Below are 1,967 nucleotides of genomic sequence, written 5' to 3' on the forward strand. Positions count from 1 at the left end.
GAAGTCCAAGCTGGACTCCTGTCAATGGACCTGCGAAAGTAGGATCTCCTGCTGTAACAGTCTCAGCTGCAAGTCCTGCAGCTTCACCTTCTGCTGCACCGAGAATTACTACTAAATTCTCAGCTCCCAGCTCGTCAGCAAATTCTTTTACTCTCTTCTGGTTTTCCAGATCCATTGCGCCTGCGCTCGTTCAGACGAAACATTCCGTTGATGCAAATACAACCTCAGCACCAGCTGTTTTCACGCATTCTGCGATAGCCGGTCCCGGGATACCATCACGGTCTCCGATAATTATTGCTTTTTTACCTTCTAAAATAGCCATAATTATGCTTTCTCCTTTCTTCAGTAATTCATTTTGGTTGTTTTTTATGATTAAAGATATTTCTTAATCATCGCTTCAATGCTTTCCTCTGTAGCATCGTCTTTTACAACTTCGTCGATCTTCTCTCCGTCCTTGTAAATAGCCATCACAGGAAGTCCCAGTACTTTCTGGGAAATTGCAAGGCGGCGTGCCTTTGTTGTATTCAGGGCTGTAAATTTCATTTTGTCCCCGTAAGTATCAGCAAACTCATGTACCTTCGGCATCAATGCCTGGCACGGTACACATCCGTCACCGTAAAAATCTACGAAAACGTATCCGTCTGCTTTCAGAACTTCTTCTTCAAATGTATTCTTATCTACTTCTATCATTGTAATCACTCCTTCATGAATATTTATGGCTTTTTTGCTTCAGCGGTTTAGAAATAATCTGAAAGACTTCTCTCTACCTGAACAGCTGCAATTGCGCCGTCAGCTGCCGCTGTCACTACCTGACGCAGGCTCTTGATCCTGACATCCCCTACTGCATATACATTTGGAATATTGGTGTGCATATTCTCATCTGTCTTAATATAGCCTCTTTCGTCCATATCAATGATGCCCTCAAAGATCTTGGAATTTGGAACCGTTCCAATAAATCCAAACACACCGAACATGCCGTCCTCTTCGTCGGCTTCCACTGTCTTTACTTCGCCAGTCTTGACATTCTTTACTTTCATCCACTGCAGGATGTCATCTCCGCCGACTTCCTCTACTACGCTGTCCCAGAAAAATTCAATCTTCGGATTTGCAAAGGCTTTCTCCTGAATGGATTTTGCTGCACGAAGCTCGTTTCTTCTGTGGATGATCGTAACTTTTCTCGCGAATTTTGTCAGATACATTGCTTCTTCTACTGCAGAATCACCGCCTCCGACTACAAACACTTCCAGATCTTCAAAGAAGTTTGCATCACATGTTGCACAGTAGGAAACTCCTTTTCCTCTGAATGCCGCTTCTCCTTTGCATCCGATCGGTCTTGCATATGCGCCGGTTGCAATAATGACATTCTTTGCCTGATATTCTGCTTTCGCGCTCTTTAAGATCTTGATCTCTCCGCTGAAATCCACAGCATTGATCGTGTCAGAAACACGCTCTGCACCGAATTTTTCCACCTGCTGTGTCATTCTTGCGATCAATGACGGACCGGACTCTCCTTCTACGATCTGTCCCGGATAGTTCTCAATGTCGTCTGTGATCGCAATCTGTCCGCCGTCCTGTCCCTTTTCGATGACAAGGGTAGACAGACGGCTCCGTCCTGCGTACAGTCCTGCAGCAAGTCCTCCCGGACCTGCTCCAAGGATGATTACGTCATAAATTTTGCTCATCGGTAACATCTCCTTTTTCAGCTGTTTTTATTAATCAAAGATTGTCTGACCATCCACTTCTGTGGTAAGAGCTTCCAGAGCTTTCTCTACGATGTGACGGCGAAGTTCTTTCTCTTCCGCCGGGTCAAGTGCCGGATTTCCAAGCGGATGAGGAATTGCGATCGCCGGAACGATTCTGTTTGCTCCTACTGTCATAGAAATCGGAGTAACTGTACAAACATGTACAACCGGGATTCCTGCTCTCTCGATTTCTTTTACCATCGTTGCACCGCAACGAGTACAGGT

4 protein-coding genes are annotated in these 1,967 nt (G+C 45.2%); all 4 read right to left on the minus strand.

What is annotated here, in order from left to right; genetic code table 11:
* Window positions 1–322 (minus strand): glycine/sarcosine/betaine reductase complex selenoprotein A (grdA, locus tag WJ238_RS00125; RefSeq protein WP_337605820.1); only part of this gene is annotated, 322 nt, incomplete at its 3' end.
* Window positions 323–372: 50 nt separating this feature from the next.
* Window positions 373–690, minus strand: coding sequence for a thioredoxin TrxA (gene trxA / locus WJ238_RS00130; RefSeq protein ID WP_230106407.1), 318 nt, complete (start codon window positions 688–690; stop codon window positions 373–375).
* 47 nt (window positions 691–737) lie between these two features.
* Window positions 738–1,682 (minus strand): thioredoxin-disulfide reductase, encoded by a 945-nt coding sequence (gene trxB, locus WJ238_RS00135; protein WP_230106408.1) that lies wholly within the window; start codon window positions 1,680–1,682, stop codon window positions 738–740.
* Window positions 1,683–1,712: 30 nt separating this feature from the next.
* On the minus strand, window positions 1,713–1,967 hold a 255-nt coding region (locus WJ238_RS00140), incomplete at its 5' end, for a glycine/betaine/sarcosine/D-proline family reductase selenoprotein B (RefSeq protein ID WP_337605821.1).

Origin of the sequence: Claveliimonas sp. (assembly GCF_037273965.1) — a bacterium.
Lineage (GTDB): Bacteria > Bacillota > Clostridia > Lachnospirales > Lachnospiraceae > Claveliimonas > Claveliimonas bilis.

Bases quoted from the DNA above. Each gene is read 5' to 3' on its own strand.
- trxA (WP_230106407.1), bottom strand. From the start codon at position 690: ATGATAGAAGTAGATAAGAATACATTTGAAGAAGAAGTTCTGAAAGCA.
- trxB (WP_230106408.1), bottom strand. From the start codon at position 1,682: ATGAGCAAAATTTATGACGTAATCATCCTTGGAGCAGGTCCGGGAGGA.